The organism is uncultured Parabacteroides sp. (assembly GCF_947855115.1).
Taxonomy (GTDB): Bacteria; Bacteroidota; Bacteroidia; order Bacteroidales; family Tannerellaceae; genus Parabacteroides.
Genome location: NZ_CANTZW010000002.1, coordinates 330,518 through 355,140 on the forward strand (window position 1 = coordinate 330,518; position 24,623 = coordinate 355,140).

General features: G+C 48.0%; 18 protein-coding genes and 1 riboswitch. Of the genes, 7 read left to right on the forward strand and 11 right to left on the reverse strand.

Annotated features, from left to right (window positions below; translation table 11 throughout):
* Window positions 1–80 precede the first annotated feature (80 nt).
* The 5 genes from Q0110_RS03115 to Q0110_RS03135 all read left to right on the forward strand — a co-directional run bounded on the left by Q0110_RS03115 (window position 81) and on the right by Q0110_RS03135 (window position 7,656).
* Window positions 81–1,340 carry a TolC family protein gene (locus Q0110_RS03115; protein WP_297902319.1) on the forward strand — a complete coding sequence of 420 codons (1,260 nt, stop codon included), beginning with the start codon at window positions 81–83 and terminating at the stop codon, window positions 1,338–1,340.
* A gap of 16 nt (window positions 1,341–1,356) precedes the next feature.
* Window positions 1,357–2,442 (forward strand): efflux RND transporter periplasmic adaptor subunit, encoded by a 1,086-nt coding sequence (locus Q0110_RS03120; RefSeq protein ID WP_297902322.1) that lies wholly within the window; start codon window positions 1,357–1,359, stop codon window positions 2,440–2,442.
* A gap of 9 nt (window positions 2,443–2,451) precedes the next feature.
* The gene (locus Q0110_RS03125; protein ID WP_297902325.1) at window positions 2,452–5,577 is read left to right on the forward strand and encodes a CusA/CzcA family heavy metal efflux RND transporter; all 3,126 of its coding nucleotides are present in this window, start codon (window positions 2,452–2,454) and stop codon (window positions 5,575–5,577) included.
* Between the two features lie 229 nt (window positions 5,578–5,806).
* Window positions 5,807–6,484 (forward strand): response regulator transcription factor, encoded by a 678-nt coding sequence (locus tag Q0110_RS03130; RefSeq protein WP_297902328.1) that lies wholly within the window; start codon window positions 5,807–5,809, stop codon window positions 6,482–6,484.
* On the forward strand, window positions 6,481–7,656 hold the full coding sequence (locus Q0110_RS03135) for a HAMP domain-containing sensor histidine kinase (RefSeq protein ID WP_297902331.1): 1,176 nt from the start codon (window positions 6,481–6,483) through the stop codon (window positions 7,654–7,656). The genes Q0110_RS03130 and Q0110_RS03135 overlap by 4 nt, the downstream gene beginning before the upstream one ends.
* Here Q0110_RS03135 and Q0110_RS03140 read toward each other — a convergent pair.
* Window positions 7,607–9,097: a biosynthetic peptidoglycan transglycosylase gene (locus Q0110_RS03140; RefSeq protein ID WP_297902334.1), complete on the reverse strand. Its 1,491-nt coding sequence runs from the start codon at window positions 9,095–9,097 to the stop codon at window positions 7,607–7,609. The genes Q0110_RS03135 and Q0110_RS03140 overlap by 50 nt on opposite strands.
* Window positions 9,098–9,209: 112 nt before the next feature.
* Between Q0110_RS03140 and Q0110_RS03145 the strand changes: the two genes are divergently transcribed.
* Window positions 9,210–10,208, forward strand: coding sequence for a 2-hydroxyacid dehydrogenase (locus tag Q0110_RS03145; RefSeq protein ID WP_297902337.1), 999 nt, complete (start codon window positions 9,210–9,212; stop codon window positions 10,206–10,208).
* 99 nt (window positions 10,209–10,307) lie between these two features.
* Entirely contained in the window at window positions 10,308–11,144 is an 837-nt protein-coding gene (locus tag Q0110_RS03150) for a patatin family protein (RefSeq protein WP_297902340.1), read from the forward strand.
* A gap of 45 nt (window positions 11,145–11,189) precedes the next feature.
* Here the strand turns inward: Q0110_RS03150 and thiC are convergent, their stop codons facing one another.
* From thiC to Q0110_RS03200, 10 genes are all read right to left on the reverse strand, one after another.
* Window positions 11,190–12,887, reverse strand: a complete 1,698-nt coding sequence (gene thiC / locus Q0110_RS03155) for a phosphomethylpyrimidine synthase ThiC (protein ID WP_297902343.1) — start codon at window positions 12,885–12,887, stop codon at window positions 11,190–11,192.
* Between the two features lie 10 nt (window positions 12,888–12,897).
* Entirely contained in the window at window positions 12,898–13,626 is a 729-nt protein-coding gene (locus Q0110_RS03160; RefSeq protein ID WP_297902346.1) for a thiamine phosphate synthase, read from the reverse strand.
* Window positions 13,617–14,213, reverse strand: coding sequence for a thiamine phosphate synthase (locus Q0110_RS03165; protein WP_297902349.1), 597 nt, complete (start codon window positions 14,211–14,213; stop codon window positions 13,617–13,619). The genes Q0110_RS03160 and Q0110_RS03165 overlap by 10 nt, the downstream gene beginning before the upstream one ends.
* A complete protein-coding gene (gene thiD, locus Q0110_RS03170) occupies window positions 14,206–15,054 on the reverse strand; it encodes a bifunctional hydroxymethylpyrimidine kinase/phosphomethylpyrimidine kinase (RefSeq protein ID WP_297902352.1) in 849 nt (282 codons plus the stop codon). The genes Q0110_RS03165 and thiD overlap by 8 nt, the downstream gene beginning before the upstream one ends.
* Window positions 15,052–15,146: riboswitch (TPP riboswitch) on the reverse strand. It overlaps the preceding gene by 3 nt.
* 91 nt (window positions 15,147–15,237) lie before the next feature.
* Entirely contained in the window at window positions 15,238–16,467 is a 1,230-nt protein-coding gene (locus tag Q0110_RS03175; RefSeq protein WP_297902355.1) for a BamA/TamA family outer membrane protein, read from the reverse strand.
* Between the two features lie 200 nt (window positions 16,468–16,667).
* On the reverse strand, window positions 16,668–18,602 hold the full coding sequence (cbiD, locus tag Q0110_RS03180; protein WP_297902359.1) for a cobalt-precorrin-5B (C(1))-methyltransferase CbiD: 1,935 nt from the start codon (window positions 18,600–18,602) through the stop codon (window positions 16,668–16,670).
* Window positions 18,602–20,383 carry a precorrin-4 C(11)-methyltransferase gene (gene cobM, locus Q0110_RS03185; protein WP_297902366.1) on the reverse strand — a complete coding sequence of 594 codons (1,782 nt, stop codon included), beginning with the start codon at window positions 20,381–20,383 and terminating at the stop codon, window positions 18,602–18,604. The genes cbiD and cobM overlap by 1 nt, the downstream gene beginning before the upstream one ends.
* A gap of 68 nt (window positions 20,384–20,451) precedes the next feature.
* A complete protein-coding gene (gene cbiE, locus Q0110_RS03190; protein WP_297902375.1) occupies window positions 20,452–21,684 on the reverse strand; it encodes a precorrin-6y C5,15-methyltransferase (decarboxylating) subunit CbiE in 1,233 nt (410 codons plus the stop codon).
* Window positions 21,681–23,093 carry a precorrin-3B C(17)-methyltransferase gene (gene cobJ, locus Q0110_RS03195; protein ID WP_297902378.1) on the reverse strand — a complete coding sequence of 471 codons (1,413 nt, stop codon included), beginning with the start codon at window positions 23,091–23,093 and terminating at the stop codon, window positions 21,681–21,683. The genes cbiE and cobJ overlap by 4 nt, the downstream gene beginning before the upstream one ends.
* Before the next feature lie 56 nt (window positions 23,094–23,149).
* A complete protein-coding gene (locus Q0110_RS03200) occupies window positions 23,150–24,613 on the reverse strand; it encodes a PepSY-associated TM helix domain-containing protein (protein WP_297902381.1) in 1,464 nt (487 codons plus the stop codon).
* Window positions 24,614–24,623: the final 10 nt, after the last annotated feature.

The following is a 24,623-nucleotide window of genomic DNA, read 5'->3' on the forward strand; positions in this document are numbered from 1 at the left end:
ATTTGGCCTAAGAGTATTCTAACTAAATATTCATAAGCGATAAGAGAGTGACTTCTACCTTTGCGTAAAATTTAACGCAAATGGATAGACGAGTCACTCTTTTACTTTTTGTATCTTTTCTTTTCTTCGGGGCGAAAGCCTCTGTTGTCTCCCTTTCCTTGAAAGAGTCCGAGCAACGTTTCTCTGAACACAATCTGGAAGTGATAGCCGAACGGTATAACATCGATATAGCCGAGGCTCAGGTGGTACAGGCCAAGCTTTTCGAGAATCCCGTGGTCTCTTTGGAGCAAAATGTCTATAACCGCTTGAACGGACGTTACTTTGATTTCGGCAAACAAGGGGAAACGATCGTAGAGGTGGAACAATTGATCTATATCGCCGGGCAGCGAAACAAACGTGTCCGTTTGGAGAAGATCCATAAAGAAATGGCCCTTTACCAGTTCGAGGAAGTATTGAGAACCCTCCGGAGCGAGTTGAAGGAGAAATTCGTAACGCTTTATTTCACCCGGAAATCCCAGTCTATTTACGATCGTGAGATCGATTCATTGGCTCATCTGTTGGAGGTTCTCAAGGAACAGAATGAGAAGGGGAACGTCTCTTTATTAGAGAAGTCCCGTATCGAGGCCCTATTGCTTTCCTTACGACAGGAACGGAATGATATCGCCAACCAAGTTATCTCCCTGCAAGGAGACATGCGGCTTTTACTAGGATTATCCGGCAATGATACCTTCGAGCCGATATTCGATGAGTCCGTATTAGACCGGATCGATATGGATTCCGTCTCTTTCTCGGAATTGACCTCTTTATTATATGAACGTCCGGATCTTAAGTTGGCGCAAGCAAGCATCAAGGCTTCGGAGGCAGACGTGAGATTACAACGTTCCCTTGCTTTTCCGGAAGTGAGCGTAAAGGGTACGTATGATAAGGCCGGTAACTTTATCGATGATTATTGGGCGATCGGATTGAGCGTCTCCCTTCCTATATTTAACCGGAATCAAGGGAATATCCGGGCTGCGAAAATATCCGTCGCTCAAAAGGCTCATAAGGAAGAATACGCCCGCCGACAGGCCGAGAATGAGTTATTTACCAGCTATGCTCGGTTGGAAAAGGCGATTCAGCTTTATCGTTCCTCGAACTATGGGTTGGAGAAAGATTTCGCCTTGATTATCGAAGGCGTGAACTCGAATTTCCAAAAACGGAATATCAGCCTCCTAGAGTTTATCGATTATTATGAGACCTACAAAACAACCTGCCTGCAACTTTACCAAACCCAAAAAGAAGTGTTACTGGCCTTGGAGGAGGTAAATACCGTAACAGGCAGCCATGTATTCAACTATTAAAAGTAAATCAAACGATATGAATAAGCATCTAATCACATGCATCCTTTTAGTACCCTTGGTATGTTCCTGCGGGAAACAGGCGACCACTTCGGTCGATACCCGGGAGCCTTTACTATTAAATGATAGTTTACAAGAGATTATAACACTGGATACGGTTCGTGACACACCATTAACCAACGAGTTGTTGCTCAATGGCCGTGTCAGTTTCAATCCGGAGCGAGTGGCCCATGTATACCCGATGTTCGGTGGAAATGTCACCTCCGTTCATGCGGAAGTTGGCGATTACGTGGGGAAAGGAGAGATCCTGGCGGTGATCCGGAGCGGTGAGATCGCCGATATCGACAAGCAGCGAAAGGAGGCCGAGCATCAACTGGCTATCGCTAACCGTAATCTGGAAGCTACCCGGGATATGGCCCGCAGCGGTATGGCTTCCGACCGGGACTTCTTGCAAGCCCGGCAAGAGCAAGCCAATGCCGAGGCCGAGGCCAAGCGTATAAAAGAAATGTATTCCATTTATAACATAACGGACCCGTCCACCTATGTGGTGAAAGCACCGGTCTCCGGCTTCATCATCGATAAGAATATAAACCGGGATATGCAGATACGTTCCGATCAAGGAGAGGAGATGTTTACCATTTCCGGTCTCGACGATGTATGGGTGATGGCCGATGTCTATGAGGGAGATATCAGCAAGGTAAAAGAGGGGGCTACCGTTCGTATCACCACCTTAGCCTATAAGGATATGGAATTTACGGGAACGATCGATAAGGTCTATCATATGCTAGACCAAGAAAGTAAGACCATGAGCGTAAGAGTCAAATTAAGAAACGAGAAGTATATGCTTAAGCCCGGTATGTTTACGAACGTATATGTACAGAGCGCGGTAAAAGGGGAAAGTATGCCTTGCGTAAACGCCCATGCCGTGATCTTCGAGGATGGCAAGGAATACGTTGTCTATGTCTCGAAGGAGGGATATTTACAAATGCGTGAGATCTCGGTGTATAAGCAAACCGAGAAGTTCTGTTACCTGCGATCCGGCTTGAAGGATGGAGATCGTATCGTAGACCGGAACGCTCTCTTGGTGTATAACGAATTAAAGTAACCAGACGATATGCACACATTCATAGATAATATCATAACGTTCTCCCTCCGGAACAAATTCTTTATCTTCTTCTGTACCACGATCGCCGTAATCACCGGTATCACCAGCTTTGTCCATACGCCGATCGACGCGTTTCCGGACGTGACGAATACGAAGGTGACGATTATCACCCAATGGCCGGGCAGGAGCGCCGAGGAGATCGAGAAGTTCATCACGATCCCGATCGAGATCGCCATGAACCCGGTACAGAAAAAGACGGATATCCGTAGCACGACCCTTTTCGGTCTTTCCGTCATCAACGTGATGTTCGAAGATAAGGTGGATGATTTCTTCGCCCGCCAGCAGGTTTATAATCTCTTGAACGACGCCGACCTGCCGGAAGGGGTCACGCCGGAGGTACAACCTTTATACGGTCCGACCGGCGAGATCTTCCGCTATACATTACGTAGCGATAAGCGTTCCGTCCGGGAATTGAAGACCTTGCAGGACTGGGTGATCGAGCGGAAATTGCGGGCCGTACCCGGAGTAGCGGATATCGTCAGCTTCGGAGGAGAGGTAAAGACCTTCGAGGTGAGCGTCAACCCGAACCAACTGATCAGCTACGGGGTAACGACCTTGGAGCTTTACGACGCTATCGCGAAAAGTAATATCAACGTAGGTGGCGACGTGATCACGAAAAGCTCGCAAGCGTATGTCGTGCGGGGTATCGGCTTGATTAACGACGTGAAAGAGATCGAGAATATCGTCGTAAAGAATATCAATGGCACGCCAATCCTTGTCAAGCACTTGGCTACCGTACACGAGTCCAGTCTTCCCCGCCTAGGGCAAGTGGGCCGTATGGAGGAAGATGATGTCGTACAAGGTATTGTCATCATGCGGAAAGGGGAGAACCCCAGCGAGGTAATCGCTGCCTTGAAGGATAAGATCAAGGATATCCAACAAAACTCCTTGCCGGAAGACGTGCGAATCGTATCGTTCTACGATCGTGAGAATTTGGTAAATCTGGCGGTCAAGACCGTGACGCATAATCTGGCGGAAGGTATTCTGCTGGTAACTTTCATTGTGTTGATTTTCATGGCGGATTGGCGTACAACGGTGATCGTGTCGATCATTATCCCGTTGGCGCTTCTCTTCGCCTTTATTTGTCTCCGGGCGATGGGGATGAGCGCCAACCTCTTATCCATGGGAGCGATCGACTTCGGTATTATTATCGACGGCGCTGTCGTGATGGTGGAGGGACTTTTCGTGGCATTGGACCGGAAAGCCCGTGAAGTAGGCATGCCCGCTTTCAATTTGATGAGTAAGATGGGTATTATCCGTCATACGGCGAAGGATCGTGCGAAAGCGGTTTTCTTCTCTAAGTTGATCATCATCACTGCCTTGGTCCCGATCTTCTCTTTCCAGAAGGTGGAAGGGAAGATGTTCAGCCCGCTCGCTTATACCTTGGGGTTCGCCTTGTTGGGAGCGTTGATATTTACGCTGACATTGGTGCCTGTCTTATCTTCCATGCTATTGAAGAAAGAGGTGCGTGAGAAACATAATCCGTTCCTTGCGTGGATCAACCGGAAGTCGATCGGCATCTTCGACTGGTGCCACGCCCGCAAGAAGCGGACGATCACGTTCGCCACGCTGATAGCCGCCGTAGGTATCTGGAGCTTCACCTTGCTAGGTAGCGAGTTCCTTCCGCAATTGAATGAGGGCTCTATTTATATCCGTGCGACCTTGCCGCAAAGTATATCTTTGGATGAATCCGTTACCTTGGCCAACCAGATGCGCCGGAAGCTGGCGGCTTATCCGGAGGTTCGTCAGGTCTTGTCGCAAACCGGCCGGCCAAACGATGGCACGGATGCGACAGGTTTCTACAACATCGAGTTCCATGTGGATATATATCCCGAGAAAGAGTGGGAAAGCGGACTCTCGAAAGCCGGCCTGATCGAGAAGATGCAAGAGGATCTGGCGATCTATCCGGGCGTAGACTTTAATTTCTCGCAGCCTATCTCAGACAATGTGGAGGAAGCGGCCAGCGGCGTGAAAGGTTCCATCGCCGTGAAAGTCTTCGGTAAGGATCTGTACGAGTCGGAGAAGAAGGCGGTAGAGGTTTTCAAGGTCTTGGAGACTGTAGACGGCATCGAGGATCTGGGTGTTATCCGGAATATCGGCCAGCCGGAGCTACGGATCGAGTTGAACGAGTCTCGTTTAGCCCGCTACGGCGTGGCCAAGGAGGACGTACAATCCATTATCGAGATGGCGATAGGCGGTAAGAGCGCCTCCCTGCTTTACGAGGACGAGCGCAAGTTCAATATCATGGTCCGCTACGAATCCGCTTTTCGCCGCAGCGAGAATGAGATAGGCAAGATACTGGTTCCGGCGAAGGATGGTTCCATGATCCCCATTCGCGAGCTGGCAGACATCCATACGATTACCGGCCCGCTGATTATCTACCGGGATAACCACGCCCGCTTCTGCGCCGTGAAGTTCTCGGTCCGGGGCCGTGATATGGGTAGCGCTGTGGCAGAGGCCCAGCGGAAAGTGGAGCGACAGGTAAAGCTTCCCGAAGGCTATACCTTGAAATGGACCGGAGATTTCGAGAATCAGCAGCGGGCTACCAAACGCTTGGCCCAAGTCGTTCCCGTAAGTATAGCGATCATCTTCGTGATCCTATTCGTCCTCTTCGGCAACGCCCGGGATGCCGGATTGGTCTTATTGAACGTGCCTTATGCCGCCGTGGGAGGTATCTTAGCCTTATTAATCACGAATTTCAACTTCTCGATCTCTGCCGGTATCGGCTTTATCGCCCTTTTCGGTATCTGTATACAGAATGGCGTGATCATGATATCGGACATCAAGAATAACTTGCGGGAGAGGCATCCTCTGGAGGATTCGATCAAGATGAGCGTGAAATCCAGGGTACGTTCCGTATTAATGACCGCCTCCATGGCGGCTATCGGCCTGCTTCCGGCCGCCTTGAGCCACGGTATCGGGTCGGAGAGCCAGCGTCCCTTGGCGATCGTGATCATCGGTGGATTAATAGGGGCCACGTTCTTCACTCTCTTTGTCTTTCCGCTGATGGTGGAGGCTTTTTATCGACGAATGCTCTATGATAAGAATGGTAAATTAGTGCAACGTAGGTTGTAATTGCTATATTTGTAGCAAGAAAGTCCGGATTTATTAGGGAGGGCGATCGGGGTGATTATGCGAAAGCACTCTGCTTACTGGTCTTTTCACAGCTGTGAAAAGATCATATCACAGGGGTGAAACGATCGTATCACAACCGTGAAAAGAGCGTTTCACTTCTGTGATACGATTAGTATCACCCTAAGTACGCACTCTAATGATGGACATTCTTATTAATACATACGATACAATGGCGAAGATATTATTAGTAGAAGACGAGGTAAACATCGCCTCTTTCATAGAAAGGGGCTTGCGGGAGTTCGGACATGAGGTATACGTCGCTTATGACGGTGCCGCCGGTTGGGAACTAACCCAGAAGAACGATTTTCAATTGCTGATCCTGGATATTATAATGCCGAAGATGAACGGCCTGCAACTTTGCAAACAGTACCGGCAACGGTTCGGTTACTATGCCCCCGTAATCATGCTGACCGCCTTGGGAACCACCGAGGATATCGTTAGTGGGCTGGATGCCGGAGCGGATGATTATCTGGTAAAACCTTTCAGCTTCCAAGAGCTCGAGGCCCGCATAAAGGCGTTGTTACGCCGCTCGGGAAACGAATCCGCTCATACGGCGCTCCGGTGCGGGGACCTGGTCTTAGATCCTCCAAGCCACCGGGCTATACGGAATGGACAGATCATCGACCTGACTGTTAAAGAATATAGGCTCTTGGAATACTTCATACAGAATCAAGGAACAGCCTTGAACCGGATGAACTTGCTAAAGAATGTCTGGGACAAGGATTTCGATACCAATACGAACGTAGTCGATGTTTACGTGAATTATTTGCGCACGAAGATAGACAAGGACTTCGAACCTAAGCTAATCCATACCGTAGTGGGCGTGGGCTATATGATGGAAGCATGAAGACAGGAAACAAGATCGCTCTCTTTTACTCGGCCATTACCATAGGCGTGATAGCCGCCGTGACGCTTGTCTTCTACTTGGTTTCCACAAGCTATATCTCTCGCCTGTATTATTCTTACCTGACGGAAAAGGCCTATGCCACGGCACAGAAGCATTGGGAAAAGGACGAGACCGACGACGAAAGTTATGCCCGCATCCAACAACGTTACGAGGAAACCCTTCCAGTCGCTACCGAGATACTACTGAACGCCGATAGCTTGGAGACCCGGCAAGTGTTGTCCCGTTATCTGGACACCATGCAGGTAAAATCTTTATACCATGAGGATATCGTTCACTTCAAGCATGATACGCAAATGGGGGCGGCCTTGTATTATCCGGACAACGAGGGGAATTTCATCGTGATCGTCCTTTCCGGGAATCAGTATGGGGTGGATATCCAGCATCGGATCGGCTGGCTGTTGCTGGGATTGATATTGGTTAGCTCGGTATTGATCTATTTTGTCGGCAGGCTATACGCGACCCGGATGGTAGACCGGATCGACGCTGCTTACCAAAGCGAGAAAGCGTTTATCAGCAACGCCTCGCATGAGTTGAACAATCCGCTGACAGCCATTCAGGGCGAATGCGAGATCAGCCTGCTGAAACAGCGCTCCCCGGAGGAATACCAAGCGGCATTAAGGCGTATCGCCACGGAGACGAGTCGTATCATACAATTGATCAAACACCTGTTGTTCTTGTCGCACGGAGATAAGGAGATCCAGAAAAGCGCGATGGAGACGATTTTCCTAGCGGACTTCTTGATGCAGTTCTCCTCGGCCCGGATCTCGTTCTCCCCGGATAATTTCTCTTATATGATCAGTGCCAATCCCTATTTATTGAAGATAGCGATCAAGAATATCTTGAGCAACGCCTGTAAGTATTCGGACGATAAACCGGTAGAGATGTGGCTCCGGGGTAGTGTCCTGACCATATCCGACCGGGGTATCGGCATTCCTCCCGAGGAATTGAAACGCATCTTCCAGCCCTTTTACCGGGCTAGCAATACCCGGGAATACGCCGGGCATGGTGTCGGGCTAAGCCTCTCGCTACGTATATTGAACACCTATGGGGCAAAGGTGAATATTACCTCTGATCTAGGGGTTGGGACGAAAGTGGAGATCGACTTTGGGTAGCCGTCAGGTATTCTTTAGCCGGACCTGTTATTTCGACAGACTCCGGCGTTACGCCTACCGCCTCTTCCGAAGATATGAGTCCGCGATCTACCAAGCGATCCAGTATCACCCTGTAAAAATCCTCATAATACGGCTTCAACCGCGACCCGTCGAAGCAATAGCGGACCTGTTTAGGCTTGGGGATAATACTGGCCATAAAAATGCACTCGGCAAGGTTTAATTGGGAAGGTTCCTTCGCGAAATAATAGCGTGAGGCCTCGGCGGCTCCATAAATCATGGGGCCCCATTCGGCGATGTTCAGATAAACCTCAAACATCCGTTCTTTAGAGGTCAAATGATTGCTCTCGATCAGCCATACGATTAATATTTCCTCCAGTTTACGGGCGATCGTCTTGTTACGGCTCAAGAATACATTCTTCACCAATTGCATGCTGAGCGTACTGCCGCCACGGGCGAAACGTCGCTCCTTGATATCCTGTATCAACGATTCCCGGATAGCGCTTGGAATAAAGCCGTTGTGATAAAAGAAGCCCGCGTCCTCACTCTGCATGATCGCCAAAGGAAGATAACGGGATACGGTATTGAACGGGCGGAAAGAGGGATTCGCCGGACCTATCTCGAAAGAGCGTACCGGCTCGCCTCGCTCATAGACGGTATATTCGAATGGCTCGTTCATCTTCCGCAAATCCGTATTCCCATAAGCGAGGATCTGGAAATCCTTCGCTTTCAAAGTAGATTCCAAGATCAAGCTATCTACCTGTCCGAAATCCAGATCCAATCGGAAATGATAGGAGAGGGAACCTTCGCAAATCCATTCGCTGCGAACACCGTTCTCCGTGCTGTTTATATGCGTAGAGAATTGATTGTTAGCGAGAATAAGCTCGGGTATCTCTAGTATTAGTTCATCTCCTTTATTACTATAAGAGACACATAAATCATGTACCAAAGCATTGCCGGGCAATAAATTGAAAAGCAGACTCAGGGAGCGTTCGGCCTTGCGTGCGTAATCCCGTTCCTTATCATCTACGGCCGTTTCCTCTGGCTCATCCGGATGATTCGATGGTTTATAAAGGAAATCAAAATTGGAGACCTCTCCCTTCTTAATAAAATGAATATGCAAATTATCCGCTTGTACACTCTCTATGGAAGGGGTAAGTAGCAATAACTTGCCAAGCTCCAGTTTCGCTTGAAGCCTGTCCGCATGTATCAACGTATCGGCGCCAACCGGAATAACGGTCAATCCTTCCATACGTACGGTACTCAGCCCCGTCAACCGGATTTTATCATAGCGTATGTCCAGATGATGCCTTTCGGCAAGTTTACCCAATTTATGTCCCGCATACGCCCCTAAGATCAGGTCGATGCCCCAAAATGCCACAAACGAGAGAAAGCCAATAAAAACAAGAACTGCGATAAAAGATCTTTTATGGGATTGATTCATGCTCATCTATATTGTTACCCAGCGGACAAAAGTACTATAATTAAACGAATGGATTTCTTTTTCGATAAACAATCAAGGGCCTAATTTAGTTATATTAAAAAACTAAAGTTATATGGCATATAAGATTGCGTTTTTTGGCGCTAAACCCTATGATATCGCTTCTTTCGATAAGATCAATGAGCGGTATGGTTTCGATATTCGTTACTATAAAGGACATCTGAATATCAATAATGTCGTCTTGACCCAAGGGGTAGACGCAGTATGTATTTTCGTGAACGACACGGCGGATGCAGCCGTAATAGACGCATTGGTAGCCAATGGAGTGAAACTGTTGGCGCTTCGTTGCGCCGGTTTTAATAATGTGGATTTGAATGCCGCCAAAGGGAAATTGCCGATCGTACGCGTGCCGGCTTACTCACCCTACGCGGTCGCCGAATATACGCTGGCCTTGATGTTATTGTTAAACCGCAAGATACACCGGGCATACTGGCGTACGAGAGACGGTAACTTCTCCTTGAACGGTTTGATGGGATTTGATATGCATGGCAAGACCGCCGGTATTATCGGTACCGGAAAGATCGCCAGGATATTGATTCATATCTTAAAAGGATTGGGAATGCGTGTACTGGCAAACGATCTGTATCCGGATGAGAAATTCGCCAAGGAGGAAGGGATCTCTTATGTCTCTTTAGACGAGTTATACAAAGAGTCCGATATCATTTCCTTGCATTGCCCGTTGACCGACCAGACCCGTTACCTGATTAATGACGATTCGATCGCCAAAATGAAAGACGGCGTGATGATTATCAATACGGGACGTGGGTTACTGATCCATACCAACGCCTTGATCGAGGGATTGAAGACCAAGAAAGTATCTGCCGCCGGATTGGATGTCTACGAGGAGGAGGGAGATTATTTCTATGAGGATAAATCGGATAAGATTATCGATGATGATGTCTTGGCCCGTCTGCTCTCGTTCAACAATGTGATCGTTACTTCCCATCAGGCGTTCTTTACGAAAGAGGCGCTGCATAATATCGCCGAGACCACCTTGCGGAACATCAAGGATTTCGAGGAAGGCCGTCCCTTGGTGAACGAAGTGACCAAGTAAATTCTAAAAAGGAACTATTATTTATCGCTGATTTATTATATTTTTGTGGCCATTGCTTGGTGGAAATCCAGCAATGGCTTTTTTAATTCAGAGGTATATATGGAAATAGACAATCAGACAGGTTTGGTGTTGGAAGGTGGTGGAATGCGTGCCATATTTACGGTGGGAGTATTGGATTATTTCATGGATCATGATATTTGGTTCCCTTATACGATCGGGGTATCGGCGGGTGCGAGTAACGGTATCTCGTATGCTTCCCGCCAGCGGGGACGCTCTCGTTTTAGCAATATCGACTTATTGAAGAAATATAATTACATCGGTCTTCGCCATTTCTTGCGGGGAAGGGGATATATCGACCTGGATTATTTGTTTTATGTCTATCCGGATTTGTATTATCCGTTGGATTACGACACCTATTTCAAGTCTAAGGACCGGTTCGTTATGGTCACGAGCAATTGCCTGACGGGTAAAGCGGAATATTTCGAGGAGAAGAAAGATAAGAAGCGTTTGGTAGATATCTGTAAGGCCTCTTGCACCTTACCGGTTCTTTGCCCGATTACGTACGTAGACGGAATACCGATGGTAGACGGAGGCGTATGCGACGCTATCCCCATCCGGCGGGCTATCGCCGACGGTTTCTCCAAGAACGTCATTATCCTTACCCGTAACAAAGGCTATCGGAAAAAAGAAAAAGATTTCTACTTGCCCGGCTTCATCTATAAGAAATATCCGGCGATCCGGGAACAATTACGATTACGTTACCGGCGGTACAACGAAGTCTTGGACTACATAGACCAACTGGAAGCCGAAGGAAAAGCCTTCATCATCCGTCCGCGAAACCCAATTAAAGTAGGTCGTACCGAAAGCAACACCCAAAAACTGGAAGAACTATACGAGGAAGGCTACGAATGCGGCAAACAAATCACCCAATTGTAGAGACGGGGCACGCCCCGTCTCATCCCCTCAAAATAGTATTGTATTCTATTTACAATTTTGCAAATCCTTACTCAACCGCATCGCGCAGAAATTAGGACCGCACATCGTACAGTACTCCCCATCCGTCACCGCGCTCTCCTTATAATACTGCAAGGCCCTTTCCGGATCCAAGGACAAATTGAACTGATCTTTCCAGCGGAAATCAAAACGAGCCTTGCTTAATGCGTTATCACGTACCTGAGCGCCGGGATGCCCTTTCGCCAAGTCAGCCGCATGCGCCGCTATCTTATAAGCGACCACCCCGTTACGCACGTCTTCCTTATTCGGCAATCCCAAATGTTCCTTCGGCGTAACATAGCAGATCATAGCCGTTCCATGCCAAGCGATTTGCGCGCCACCGATAGCCGACGTAATATGGTCGTATCCGGGAGCGATATCGGTCGTCAACGGGCCCAGCGTATAGAACGGCGCCCCGTGGCAGGCATACTGCTGTTCCTTCATATTCTCATGGATCTTATTCATGGGAACATGCCCCGGGCCTTCGATAATCACTTGTACGAATTGCTCCCAAGCTATTTTCGTCAGTTCGCCCATCGTGTGAAGCTCGGCGAATTGCGCCGCGTCGTTCGCGTCATAGATAGAACCCGGACGAAGCCCGTCGCCGATAGAGACCGCCACGTCATAGGCTTTCAGTATCTCGCAAATCTCGGCGAAATGCGTATACAGGAAATTCTCCTCGTTATGAAGCTGCATCCATTTAGCCATGATCGATCCGCCTCTGGAGACAATCCCCGTCAGGCGAGTCGCCGTCAGTTCCACATGCTTACGCAGCAAACCCGCGTGGATCGTGAAATAATCCACGCCCTGTTCCGCCTGCTCGATCAACGTATCCCGGTAAATCTCCCAGGAAAGATCTTCAGCTTTACCGTTTACTTTCTCCAAGGCCTGATAAATAGGAACCGTACCCATCGGAACCGGGCAGTTACGGATAATCCATTCACGTGTCTCATGGATATGATCGCCGGTAGAGAGATCCATCAACGTGTCTCCACCCCATTTACAACTCCATATCGCCTTCTCGATCTCCTCGTCGATACCGGAGGAAAGAGCGGAGTTGCCGATATTGGTATTGATCTTTACCAAGAACTTCTTACCGATAATCATCGGCTCTGCTTCCGGGTGATTGATATTCGCCGGAATGATCGCACGTCCGGCGGCGACTTCCTTGCGGACAAATTCCGGGGTGATGTAAGACTTCAATCCCAAAGCCTCGATTTGCTGGTTCTCACGGATCGCCACGTACTCCATTTCCGGGGTGATAATACGCTTCTTCGCATAATACATCTGGGTGATATTCTTACCCTCTTTAGCCCGGAGAGGCAGATGCCGTTCGGGAAAACGCAGAGAATCCAAGCTCGAGTCTGCCAATCGCTCACGTCCGTAAGCGGAAGTCAGTTCCGGCAATTGGATCACATCCTTACGCTTACCGTACCATTCCTCACGTATACGGGGAAGTCCCTTGGCGATATCGATCGATATCTTAGGATCGGAGTACGGACCGCTCGTGTCATAAACGATTACCGGATTATTCTTCTTGAAGATCCGTTCCCCATTCTCATCCAAAGTAACCGTGTCCAATAACTTAATCTTACGCATACCTACCTTGATCTTATTGATCTCGCCCGGCACATAAATCTTTTCCGAGGACGGATAGGAAATACGCATATTCTTTTTATTAGCCATATATGTAAGTTTAATATTTATTGATCTCTTCAATAAACCGGCGAGTTTCCTCCACGGGATCGGGAGCGTTGATAATCGCGCCCGAAACAGCGATTCCGGTTATACCCGTCTCCATCAGAGGCCCCACGTCTTCCAATGTAATGCCTCCTATCGCGAAGATAGGAACATCAATGCCGGCCTCCTTGCATTGAGCGACAATTTTACGATAACCTTCCAGGCCTAAGACAGGGCTCAAATTCTTTTTAGTCTCCGTAAAACGATACGGCCCGAGCCCGATATACGAGGCGCCTCGCTCCGCGGCTAGCTGGATATCCTCGAACGTATTGGCTGTGGCCCCGATATAAAAGATGGCATTGGAGTCTAACTTGTCTCTCAATACTTCCCAAGCGATATCCACGGGGATGTCATTCTTGCCCAGATGACAAGCCGTAGCGCCACATGTCACGGCGGCTTCCAGATCATCGTTTACGCAGAAATCCACGACTCGCTCACATTCGTCCGCGCAGATGTTCGCGCATTCACGCACGGTATTTTCATAGATACCGTCTTTCATGCGCAACTGTATCCACGAACATCCTCCTCGGATTGCCATGCGTACCTCGTCGCATTCCGTATATTTAGGCGTACGATGCGTTATAAACATCAAGCGGTTGTTTCCACCAAAAGGAGGGCGTAATCCTGTTGTTCTCCGACCGACTCTTCCATTCTCGTCATATCCGAAATAATAATTTAAGGCCATACTTGTAATCGTTTGAATTGTTTTATAAGTTGATCCGCGACAAGAAGGGAGGGATCATTTCCCCAAAGGGCCCCAAGAACAGCGGCACCGCCGAAGGGGATATCTTTTAATTTTGTTATTGTCTGTGGGCTGATGCCTCCCAAGGCGATCACCTTATCATCGATGATACCTTTTGCGTTCCGCAATTCGTCCAAGGAGAATCCGCTTCCGTATCCTTCCTTCGATATACTCTGGAAAACCGGGCTAAGGAATACGTAATCACATACCGGTTTATATTCGATAATCTCTTCCAGGCTATGGCAAGAACGACTTATACTACCTTTATATAAAGGCGGAACCTCCGGATTCCTCCTGTTCAAATGGATTCCACCCAAATTTCTTTCCTCTGCCAAAGCAAACCAATCATGGAGGACGATCCTTTCGTAATAGACCGTAGGAATTTTATCCAATAAGACCTCCAGCTCATCACGCCCACAACCTGGCTTACGCAGGTGCAGACGAGACATTCCTTCCGCGAAAAGAAGTTTGATCAAGGAAGCTTCATCCGGGAAAAAAGAAGGTGTGGTGATCACGATCAGCTTATTCATGATTCCATCGGATTTTATGAAGGGTGGAAGGGGAGAAGAAATGGTTTACAGGCCCGTGCCCTTCCCCCATATGTACATTCGCGCCGTGTATGAGCGCGTTGTCCATATATTCCTTGGCTAATCGTACGGCCTCTACCAATGAATGGCCGAGTGCCATATAAGCGGCGATGGCAGACGACAGCGTACAACCGGTTCCATGCGTATTGAATGTCTCTACCGTTGGGGAGGCCAAGCAAATCGGGGCGTCCTCATTGATAAATAACCAATCCACCATTTCCGCTCCGGGAAGATGTCCTCCTTTAATCAGTATAGCGTTACAGCCTTTTTCCTGTAGTTTCCGGGCCGCAAGTAGGATTTCCTTCTCGTTATTGATTTTTATACCGGAAAGATATTCTGTCTCAGGAATATTCGGCGTAAGCAACGTCGCTTTAGGGAACAGCTCTTCGATTATGGCATGGATCGCGTCATCTTCCAATAATTTACTTCCGCTCGTGGATATCATCACGGGATCTAAAATGACAGGGGTCTGTCGGAAGGAAGGCAAAGTCTCTGCTACGACCTTTACGGCATCCTCATTATGCAGCATCCCTATTTTTATGGCATCTACAATAAAATCCTCTAAAACAGCCTCGATTTGTCCTTTTAGAATCTCTGGGGAGATCGCCTGGATTCCTCGTACACCTTGTGTGTTTTGAGCGGTTATAGCGGTTATCGCCGAGGTTCCGAAAACCCCCAGTGAGGAAAAAGTCTTAATATCCGCTTGTATCCCGGCGCCACCGCCACTATCAGAACCAGCGATCGTCAAAGCTACCGGATAACGGTACGTTTCATTTTTATTCATCCAACATTCGTTTTTCTTACGGCGGCATTACCCGCATCAAGTAATAAGGGTATGATCTCAGCCCATATAGTATGGCACCCCTTTAATAACGCGAACTTAATGAAAAAAATCGATATTAAAATATTTCCGGCTTTTAAACGATAATTTTAACGCAAGGTTATATATCCTCCCTTCGCTCTGGTTTTAGAAGGCTTCCGTCATATTCATATAAACCGCCATTCCTTTTTGGCTCGGGTCTTTACCTATGTCTAGGCGGAAGTTCTTGCCGGGTTGCATTTGGATACGGAGGCCTACGCCATAGTTGAATTTCCATTTGCTCCAGTCTACGATGGGAGCGTTCCCGATCGTACCCGTGCCGATCCAACCGACAAAACCACATTTCGCCCAGAAATTACCGCTTTTATATTTCTCCATGCTACCGAACATATGACGATATTCCAGGATTCCATATGCCATGGTCTTGTCGCGATATTTCCCCAAATAGTATCCGCGCAGATCAGAAGGAGAGCCGAACGAAGGAAGCTCCGTAAAGGGAACATCCCCTATACCGATTTGTGTCTTGGCGATCCATGCCAAAGTGCTACGAGGACGGAACACTTGCTGGAACTGACGATACTCCAACTCGAATATCTCATAATTATACGTACCTCCCAGATACTTGCCATACACCTTGGCGATCGCGCTTAGTAACATCCCGGAAGTAGGGGTTGCCACATCATCACGTGTATCGTACTGGATCAGGCCTCCGATACCGATATTGACATAGTCTCGTTTGAATTTATTGAAATAAGGGTCTGCGGCCATTACCGGATTGATATCGCCCGATTTACTGAAATTGATGTCAAAAAGAGGACCGGTATATAAATGAGGCTTTACTTCCCATACAAAACGGGGATATAGCTGGAAGGAGCTTTTGTGGAATTTCGTTGTCGAGTCGCTTTTCTCGATTTGCTCGATCGTGCTATAACCTTTCCCGAAATAATGCGAGGGTTCGTTCCGATAACTGTAATTTATGTAGATACGGAAACGGTTCTCATTAAAGAATAAAGTCCCGGCGCCGGCGACAACAAATGTTCCGTTTAATGTGATATTAAACCCGGCGGGGATGAATGAACGTTGGGAAATCGTATCGTTTTTATTCAGGCGAAAACTCGCCAAAACTGCGCCTCCTATGCCAAAAGAAGCTTCCGGTGTATAAGACGGACCACCAAGAACAGACCACCAAGTCCTTTTATTGGCCCGAATGGAATCTTTACGTAATTGTTTATAATAACGTTGTATTTGCTTTTCGGTCATAGGCTTACCGTCCAGCATCAATCCTTCTTTTGGAATCGTGTCGTTAGAAGTGCCTTGCGCTTTCACGGAAAAGGCAAATAGAAGGCAGATCGTATAAATCAAAAGATATCTAAACATTTATTTTAATGAATATTTAGTCAGCAAAAATACGAAATACTCTTAATATGTATTCTTAAAGAATCTCTAATAAAAAAGAATAAACAGCTAAAAAGAGATGTTATTACAGTTCCCAGACTGTAGAGACGCAGCGTGCTGCGTCTCTCACCATCAGATACGTGTTTTGAGGATATGAGACGCAGCACGCTGCGTCTCTACAACTAGAATTGGTATAAGACCTTGCCTTCTTCGGATATTAACAGCAGGGTCAGTTCACTGTCAGGAAGGATGGGGATGCAGTGTGATTTACATTTTTGTAACAGTAACGGAAAGAAACGGCTTTGTTCTGCTTCCGGAAGAAGTTCCCATAATTCACGGGCTAACGTGATCCGGCTGATTCCATCTATGGTCTCTTCCCCGCATTTTGCTTCTTTAGCTAAAGCTTGAAGGAAGCCTTTGTTCATGACAACCTTTTTACTATGTGTATCGAGGAAACCTTCCGCCAGTTTAACGGCCTTGCCAATCATGATGCCTAAGATAACCCGCTTGAAACTTAAATCGGCGGCGATCTTTAGCGTCTCTCCGATAAAATTCCCGTAATGGACGAATGATTGTGGGGGTAAGAAAGCGTAAAGGTTTCGAAGGTAGCGCTCGCTCTTCGCCCCGGAATTGATAACCAACGTCTCGCAACCGATCGCTTTGGCGACACTTGCCTCTTTTCGTATCGACGCAATAAAAGCGTCTGATGAGAAAGGACGAACGATTCCGGAAGTCCCGATGATAGAGATTCCCCCTACAATCCCAAGTTTTGGATTAAAGGTGCGTTTCGCCAAATCCTCGCCACCGGGAACCGAGACCGTGACAATGGCGACGGAATCGGGCGAGGGCAGGAGTGGAATCAGCTCTCGCCGGATCATCCGGCGGGGAGTGGCGTTTATAGCCGGGCCTCCTACTTCCAGACCGAGTCCCGGAAGGGTCACGATTCCGACTCCTTCGCCTGCCTGGAAAATGACTCTTTCCGTATCGTCGCTTTCTGTTTCTTGCCGATGTTCTTCTTGTGCTATCATCGTGGCACGCTTGTGCCATCGGCCTGGCACGCTTGTGCCATCAGCTTGGCACGGTTGTGCCACGGCGATGGCACAACCGGATGCATCGGGAGATAATTGAACGGTAACCCGGATACGGCTATGATTCGTTACGTCCGGATCATCCCCGGATTCCTTGATCACGGTGCAAGTAGCCGAACATCCGGTCCATTCGGTATGGGCTACCGGCAGCGTTATCTGTTCTCCCGAGGGTAGTGTTATCTGGCTTTCCGTTTGTTCCTTCCGTGACAGCAAGGCCAATAAAGCGGCTTTTGCCGCGGCGGTGGCGCAAGCTCCGGTCGTATATCCGCTTTTCAAGGGGAAGAATTCGGGTAACAGGCGTTCGATTTGCTTACGCAATCCGTCTTCGCCGTATACCCGGTAGAAGGTCTCCGGTAACGCGGGCCGCTTCACGACAAATACAGGTATTCCGAATTGGCGGGCGGCGTTTACCTTTTCCGTAAAATAACCGGAGAAACCACTTTCTTTCGTCAAGATCGCGTCCGGATGGAGTTGCTCCAACAACTTTAACTCATCCTCGCCTTCTTGATAGAAGACCAGACGTTCTTGCGGGAAGCCCTGCTTCTCGGCCAGCGCCAATGATTCCTCCCGGTCTAATATACGGAACCAAGTAATATGCGACTGCCAATAAGAGCGGAGCGGGGCAAGGGTGTTCACGCCACTTAGGGCAAGTAGCCGTTGGATACCTCTCTTTTCCATTTGGAGGATTGCGTCCGGATAATTATCGCACCAAATCAAGTCCTCGTCTCGGGGTGGATACCGACGTTCGTAACGGATCACCGGAATTTGCAAACGTTTCGATACCTGTTCGATCGTTTGGTGCAACATCTGGGCGAAAGGATGTGCCGCGTCTACCAATAGCTTGATCGCGTGGTCACGACAAAAACATTCCATTTCCTCCGCGTTCATGGCGCCGGTCAAACGAATTCCATGGGCGCATGCGATGGATTGTAAAGCTCCTTTCGTGGAATAGTAATAGGTAGCGGCAGCCTCGTCCGCTACCCGTACAGCCGCACGGCCTTCTGTCGTTCCTCCAAGAATCAGTATCATTACTTACGGAAAAGATGTTTGAACTCATCCGCATATAAACGGGATAGCCCCTTGCGGTTATCGATGGCATCCCCGACAACAAGTAATGTCGTCAACGTAAGATGGTTTTCTTTTACGATTTTCGCGAGATCTTTCAATTGCCCGCGGTAGATGCGTTCGTCTTTCCAGGTCAATTTATAGCAAGCGGCTACCGGAGTGGTCGGAGCGTAATGTTGCAGTAATTCCTCTTGAACCTTCTCTACGACACCGGCGCTTAAGAAGATACACATCGTACTTTGGCTTTGGGCCAGTTTGTGCAATTGCTCTTTCTCGGGCATGGGCGTACGTCCTTCGCCGCGGGTAAGGATGATCGTCTGTACTTTCTCCGGAATCGTGAACTGGGAATAAAGAGCGGCGGCGGCGGCTTGGAAAGAGGAGATGCCCGGAGTGATATGATAATCCATCCCGTATTGATCGAAATAGTTCATTTGTTCTTGAATAGCTCCATAGATACAAGGATCACCCGTGTGCAGACGAACGACAAACAACCCTTTATCGTAAAATTCTTTCATTAAGGCGAACTGTTCCTCCAGATTCATATCTGCCGAGCTTCGTACCGTAGCGCCTGCCTTCGCGCATAAAGTGAGTTCTTTCGGGACAAGGCTTCCGGCATACAAGATCAAATCCGCTTTCTCCAACATTTGCCGTCCGCGGATAGAGATCAAATCCGGATCTCCGGGACCGGCCCCTACGATCTCGATATGTCCTTTGCGGCAGACCGTCCGGTCTAATGCCACGGCAAAGGTATATTCGTTTCCTTTCCCTAAATCCGCTTTTTGTTTCTCGACCAAAAGCGGACCGCCATGTGCCGCGTAAATGGCAGAAGCTTCCGATACGCTTGGGGATTCGGTCACCTCCAGTACTTTCTCGGAAGGGTTCGGTACAGGAATCTCTTTCAGCTCCTCCGAGGTATAGGTATGGAAAGGGCATTCCATGACCCCATAGGCCAATAGTGTCAATACCGGTTCGCATTTCTTCAAGTCGATGGTATTTACGTCCGCTAAAGCCTCCGGATGCAATCGTTTATCACGCAACACATCTTTAATATGCTCGTAAACAACTGTAGGATCGCCCTGCATATCTTTACGGCATCCCATTCCTAAATGAAGGACTTTCGGGATATAGGCGATTGTATGGATGGAAGTATCGTATTGTTTGGGGCTGACGATGATCAGCAACTCATAGTCTTGCTGCGGTATCGCCTCGAAGGAATAAAAGATAGAGACATGAGACGGGGCTGTACGCTCTAAATAATCCGTTCCTTTATCCCGTATATCAAGGAGTAACGCTGTCGGTTTTCCGTTGACAAAGGTAGAGATGGCGGCATTGCTATCTTTGGCGATCAGGGTCCAGTCGTATTTCTTCCCTAACGTATCGAGTGCCCATAGATTCGTGTTATCACTCTGTGTCGTAATGATCGCCTCGGCTCCTAACAGGTTCGCCAATTCCTTGGAAAGATCGTTCGCTCCACCGATATGTCCAGATAATACCGGAATCACGTATTTGCCGGTACTGTCTATGCAAACCACAGCCGGGTCGGTATGTTTATCTTCAGCGAAGGGGGCGATACTACGTACGCAAATTCCCATCGCTCCTATAAATACCAAACTACCGGATTCGTGAAAAGTCTCTTTTGAGAAGGAACCAAATGGCAATATCTTTGCCTCGGGGTAAGCGGCTAGAATTCGCTCTGCAAGCATCCGGCCGCTATCGGATATTGGAATAATTGATATTGTATTCATAACTAATAAATAATATTATATATTGTAGAGACGGGGCGTGCCCCGTCTCATCCCCTCTAAATGGTAATTTAAGAATACCTACAGTCTGTGGGAGACGGGGCACGCCCCGTCTCTACAACATTCACGGTAATTGTATTAAAATCGTCAATCGTAATACGGGTTTGAGCGGATATCCGTAGGCCGGCTTGACGGACCGCCTCTTCGAAAAGCGCTTTACTTTCCTCGGATACGGAGTTGAACACAATGATGCCATTCGCTTTCATCTTCTGAGAAACCCGTAAAAGGATCTCGACTAGTTTTCCTCCATGCCCGCCGATAAAGACAGCGTCCGGGGCCTCCAGCGTAGATAAATCCACGGATAAGAAATCCCCTATTATAGCCTCGATACCCGGAGTCCCGAAACGGCGGCAATTCTCTGTCATCAGTTTTCGTCCCTCTTCCCGGATCTCAAAACTCGTGATATGTAAATGCGGGAACAGCAATTTAGCCTCGATCGAGACGGAACCCGTACAAAAGCCGATGTCCCAAAACCGTTCCCTGTTTCTCAGATCCAGCATACTTAATGATAACAAACGGATCGGCATTTTGGTTATCATCTTCTCCCGTCCGTTCAAATGCTCGAAAGCGGCATCCGGTAAGCCGAATTTACGGGAATGTCCGTTACGCTCTTTCCGGAGGATCAAGCAATTCGGATGAACGAAATTATTCATCGTCGCGGCTTGTATACTAAATTGACGGATGCTCTGCCGTTCGGTGTTTCCTAACCGTTCTCCCACGAACATCGTATAATTATCATAGCCGTATTCCAACATCCGGCGAGCGATAGTGGTAGGCGTGTGTTCCCGATCCGTGAGCACGCCAATCTTGGGCGCGTTCTCGATCAAGGCACGGTCGAGCTCGTGCCAAGGCCGTCCGGTAAGAGAGACGATCCGCATATCGTTGTAAGGCATCAATAGATTTTGAGCCAAGAGTTGCAATGAGTTGAATGAAGGGAACAGACGGATCTGCGCTTCCGGCAACCGATTCTGAATCGTAACGGCGAATCCGAAAAACAAAGGATCTCCGGACGCGAATACAACAATACTTTCCCGGCCGTCATACGAGCGATATCGATCGAAAACCTGATCCAACGGAACTTTTATATCAATCCATTCCGCATTCTCCGGCAATAACAGACGGACGATCTCATGATGCCGCACACCTCCGGAGAACACCCGGTGGGATGAGATAATCTTCAATACCTCCGGAGGGAAGTGTTGTTTCATGTTATCGTCCAACCCAATGACATAAAATCGGTTCATACGTCTCTTCCCGGCTTTAATTGTTCCGCGTCGTTAAAACAAAGGATGGCATTCACGAGTGTTGCCGCTAGATTGCTACCTCCTTTACGCCCTTCCACGATTAATTTCGGTATGCCGACAAAAGGTTTCACCATGTGTTTGGATTCCTGTACATGTACGAAACCTACCGGGGCGGCGATAATACCTGCGGGAATCGCTTTCTTCTTACGTATCAAGTCGCATAGTTCCATGAGAGCGGTCGGGGCGTTTCCGAAGACAAACAAAGCATCCGGATGTTCTTCCACGGCCAGACGGATACCGGCTTGGGTACGGGTGATACCTTTGCCCGAAGCCATCTCAGCGACCCGTTCATCTTGAAGATAACATTTCACCTCGACTCCCAGACGCTGCAAAGCTCCCTTGCGGATACCGGAAGCGGCCATCGTGACATCGGTAATGATTGTCCGGACTTCCCCGGTACTGATTTTATTATATAAAGTAGAAACAGCATCCGGGTCCGTATAAAGGATATTTTCCATATCGAAATCGGCTGTCGTATGGATGGCATGGAGTAACGCCCATTTCTTATCCAACGGGATCTCTTGGTTTTTCAGCTCCTTCTCAATCGTACGGAAACTACGGATCATGATGTCCTGTCCGATTCCCGTATCACTTTTCTTTTGTTTCATCTCGCCATAATAGCCTCGGGGAGTGATCATCTGATTCTCGAAAAAATACGTTTGCGAGTTTCCGATCAATACTACCGTAAACATATCGATCCGCTCAGGATCCAGATCGGCGAGCGTAGTGACGAATACCTCTTGCTCCTCCCGTCCGGCCTGACGTACATAGCCGACCGGAGTCTCCGGCTTACGTTCTTGCAAGAACAATTCTTTTAAGCGATAGAGCTGCCAATAGCGTCCTTCGCTTTTCGGATTATAGATCGCCGTGACAAAATCTGCCATAGCTGCCGCACGGATCCGTTTCTCGATCAGTTCCCAAGGAGTCATCAGGTCTGAGAGAGAGATCACGCAGAAATCATGTCCGATAGGAGCGCCTAGCAAGGAGGCGGCTTTCTGGAAAGCGCTGATACCCGGATATGACTCGATCTCAACCTCGCTTCCAGACTCTTTCTTCATCTCATAGATCAGAGGAGTCATGCCATAAATGCCGGCATCTCCGGAACTGATTACACAGACCGTCTTTCCCTCGTTCGCATAGGCGAAAGCTTGCTCGGCTCGAGCTTGCTCGCGTTTCATACCCGTATCTATACATTCCGTTCCTTCACGAAGCAAATGGGTGATAAAACGAAAATAATATTTATACCCTATAATGACATCCGAGCTTTGGATAGCGGCCAATACCGCAGGTGTTATATCGGTCTCGCTACCGGGACCGATTCCGGCTACTATAATCTTGCCTTTATTCATTCAATTTTATTTTAAAATGCAATGTTCCCAATAAATGTAATACAAATATACGGGCTTTACTTCTTTCTTCTCGCTTTCCGCCTGATATATTTTACCGCAAGCCATACTCCGGACAAGGAAACAAACGTACCTCCCAACATGGTTCCCCACATCACGATGTTCCATAAGATCGGATGATCCACCAAGATTTTCAAGTTCAGGCTGTGCAGAGCCGGGTACATCCAATGATGCCAACGAGACGGCGTGTTTACATAACGGTATTGCCCGTTGCGGGGATTGATGTAATAACAACTATTGTCCGCGTCTTGAATGGACACTTTCCAAACCGGAAGTTCCAAATTCCTTTTACGGGAGATATAATAGGTATCATAAGCCTCCAAAAGCTTGATATCGGCTGTAGTTCCGATGCCATGTACCTGAGAGAGTACGGAGCGGATTTCTTCTGGTCGAAGATTCAATAAAGATATTCCGTCATTCTTACTTGCGTCTACAACAATGTCTGCCGTATCTGTTTGTACGATATAAAAGGGTATGTCGCCGAAATTACCCCATTCTAATTGACGGATCTGGCCGGGATAGGCTTGCAAGACTGTCCTATAATCCAACGGGAAATCGAGTGGGGAAGGAGCCATCTTCCGTAATTCTTGAACCGGGTTTATATCAAGCTTAGCCTTCAATCCCCAATCTTGTACACGAGCCAGAGACATCATACCGCTGAAACAAAACGTGAGGACAAATAGACCGAATAATACCCCGAGGATATGATGCCATTTATACCAGAACTTCTTATAAGGGGAAATCAGATTACGTTTCCTCGCTAACCGGAAATCCCGTATTCCCAAGTAAATCCCGGCGATACACATAACGCATCCAATTCCGGATAACCAGACAACGACCTTTATCCATAATTCAGCGTCTTGCCGTAAGGACGTGAAATAGACCCAATGCGGAATCGCCCCGAGCCAAGCCCAGAAACGACTATTTTTATCCGTATACTGTAAGACCTCTCCGGATTTGGAGGATATGTATAATTCATGTCGTTCCGGATCGGCGAAATAGAATTTATAAATCGGGAACTCTTCTTTTAAACGGCCGAATGGGATCCATTGGTCTAAAGTGTACATAGAATCTACCTTTGTTACGGAAGAAGTATTCCATAGAGATGCCACACGTTGGATACGATTCCAATCCGTTACGGGTAATTGGTCGGTTGAATCGGCTGGGATGTCGTACATCCCTTTATTTGTACGGATATGAAAAACCGTTTGTCCCAGGTAGCTATTTAAGGTTACATTGTTTATCCGCTCGTTCTCCGGTAAACGCTTCTGTATCGTTTCCAGCGAGGGTAGGTTGTCTGGCGATAGAATATCCATCTTCGCCCGTTTATCGGCCCGGTCCACTCGTGGAAATGTATGGTAAATCATGACCAGGCCCGATAGGAACCAAACGAGAAACAGGATACTGAGCACGGTGCCCAGTATCCTGTGTATAAATTGCATGATCTTTGTCAATAGATTCATGAGTGTATGT